The organism is Inquilinus limosus MP06 (assembly GCF_000767795.1).
GTDB lineage: Bacteria > Pseudomonadota > Alphaproteobacteria > DSM-16000 > Inquilinaceae > Inquilinus > Inquilinus limosus_E.
In genome coordinates this window covers 1-2,473 of record NZ_JANX01000747.1, presented here as the reverse complement: position 1 = coordinate 2,473, position 2,473 = coordinate 1, and the positions used below count along the sequence as shown (strand labels likewise).

Annotated in this window: 3 protein-coding genes; all 3 read right to left on the bottom strand. The window is 73.0% G+C overall.

The genetic code is table 11. The features are described 5' to 3' along the window. Positions 1 to 569 (bottom strand): MFS transporter (locus tag P409_RS31810; protein ID WP_034848034.1); only part of this gene is annotated, 569 nt, incomplete at its 3' end. Between the two features lie 262 nt (positions 570 to 831). Next, complete coding sequence (locus P409_RS31805; protein ID WP_034848031.1) at positions 832 to 1,755, bottom strand: LysR substrate-binding domain-containing protein; 924 nt, start codon at positions 1,753 to 1,755, stop codon at positions 832 to 834. Between the two features lie 23 nt (positions 1,756 to 1,778). Continuing rightward, positions 1,779 to 2,473: arginase family protein (locus P409_RS31800; RefSeq protein ID WP_034848028.1), on the bottom strand; the 695-nt coding region annotated here is incomplete at its 5' end.

The following is a 2,473-nucleotide window of genomic DNA, read 5'->3' as shown; positions in this document are numbered from 1 at the left end:
AGCGGCGCCACCGCCAGCAGGCAGCCGGCCAGCACCAGCAGCGACGTGGCGGTGCTCGAGGCGTTCGTTATCCATTGCGCCACCGGCACCAGCGCCACCTGGCCGAGCGACCCGCCGGCGCTGGCCAGGCCCATCGCCATGCTGCGCTTCTCCGGCGGGGCGGCACGGCCCAGCGCGGTCAGCACCACGCCGAAGGTGGTGCAGCTGATGCCGATCCCGACCAGCAGGCCGAGGCCGAGCACCAGCAGCACACCCGAGGAGGCGAAGGCGGTCAGCACCAGCCCTGCGGCGAAGGCCACTGCCCCGAAGGCCACCACCGGCGGCGAGCCCCAGCGGTCGGCGGCGGCGCCGGCGAAGGGCTGAGTGAAGCCCCAGACCAGGTTGTGCAGGGCGATGGCGAAGGCGGTCAGCGTCACCGGCAGGCCGCGGTCGAAGGAGAACGGCCCGATGAACAGGCCGAAGGTCTGCCGCGCGCCCATCGCCGCGCTCATGATCAGGGCTCCCGCCAGGATCACCACCCCTATCCGCACCGCCGGGGATCCGAGCGGCCTGCTGTCCGTCGCCACCATCGTCCGGGCCCTCCTCGCCCGGCCCTCACAATGGCAACGGCAGGAGAGGCCGGCAAAAGAGAAGGTTTTGATGACGGGTGAAGGATCCTCACCCGTTCGCGCTTGAATCGCCAAGACCAGCCCTTCGCCGTCATTGCGAGGAGGCGAAGCCGACGAAGCAATCCAGGGGCCGGTGCGCACCGGCTCCTGGATTGCTTCGCTGCGCTCGCAATGACGGTTCTGGATTTCAGGCGAGTTTTCCCAAATGGAAAGGCGAACGACCTCAGGCGGTCCGACGCCCGGCCGCGTCGTCTGGCCCGGAAGCCTCGACTTCGCCCAGCAGCCAGCGCCGGAAGCCCAGCAGGTCCGGCCGGCGCTCCGCCCCCTCGGCGCCGACCAGCCAATAGGCGGTCTCGGCCTCGATCTCCGGCAGTCCGGCCTCGACCAGGGTCCCGGCGGCGAGGTCCTGTCCGACCAGCGGCCGCCGGCCGAGGGCGACGCCGAGCCCCGCGGCGGCGGCCTCGAACGCCATCTGGATGGTGTCGACGCGCAGACCCCCGGCCAGGTCGGCGCCCTCGGTGCCCGTCCGCTCCAGCCAGGCCAGCCAGTCCTCGCTGGCCGGGATGACGTGGATCAGCGCGGCGCGGCCCAGGTCGACCGCCCCACCCTCGCCCGCCAGCCGCCGGCGATACTCCGGGCTGCACACCGGCACCAGCCGCTCACCGAACAGCCGGGTCCAGGCCGCGCCTGCCGCCGTCGCCCGGCTCATCCGGATGGCGAAGTCGAAGCCGTCGACCGGGAATCCGACCTGCCGGCGCGAGGTGTCGACGGTGACGGCGATGGTCGGCCAGCGCTCGCCGAAGCGGTGCAGCCGCGGCAGCAGCCAGCGCGAGGCGAAGGTCGGGGCGCAGCTGACGGTGATGGCGCGACGGCCGCGGTGATGCGGCAGGCGCTGGGTGCCGATGGCGATCAGCGACAGCGCCTCGGCGACATAGGGCAGGTAGTCCGCGCCCTCCGGCGTCAATGACAGCCGGCGCGGCTCGCGCACGAACAGCTCGACCCCCAGCGCCTGCTCCAGCCCGACGATGCCGTGGCTGACGGCGCTGGGGGTGACGTTCAACTCGGCGGCGGCGAGCTTGAAGCTGAGATGGCGCCCCGCCGCCTCGAAGAAGCGGAGGGACGAGAGCGGCGGCAGGCGGAGCGGCATGCGCCGAGCATAGACGCCCGCGCCTAGGAGCGCAGCCCCCGGGCGACGGCATCGGCGAAGGCGGCGGCGATGGTGCCATCGGGATCCAGCGCCGGGTTGAAGATGGTGATGTCGATCCCCGCCAGCCGGCCGCTCGCCGCCGCGGCATCCAGCACCGCCGCCAGCTCGTCGAAGGACAGGCCGCCCGGCATCCGGTAGTCGACCGCCGGCATCACCGCATCGTCGAGCACGTCGGCGTCGAGATGGACCCAGAGGCCGAGCAGCTCGGGTCGGGTCAGCCAGTCCAGCGCCCGCTCCATCGCGGCGTCCAGGCCGGAGCGGCGGATCGCGGCGAGGTCGAGCAGCTCGATGCCGCTGTCCTCGATCCGCTGGCTGCCGAAGCGCGCGGCGTCCTCGGCGTCGCGGATGCCGAAGGCCACCACATCCTCGTCGCGCACCAGCGGCCGCAGCCCTTCGAGATCGGTGACCACGGCCGGGCCGCGGCCGGTGGCCAGGGCCAGCTCCATCGACGCAGCCTCGCCGTTCGGCTCGGCCTCCGGCTGGTAGAAATCGGCATGGCCGTCGAGGAACAGGAGCCCGAAGCGCCCGCGCCGGCGCAGCGGCAGCAGGCAGCCAAGCAGGATCGAGCAGTCGCCGCCCAGCACCACCGCCACCTCCCCCGCCCCGCAGACCAGCCCGACGGCATCGGCCAGCGCGGTCGAATAGGCGGCGATGCCGG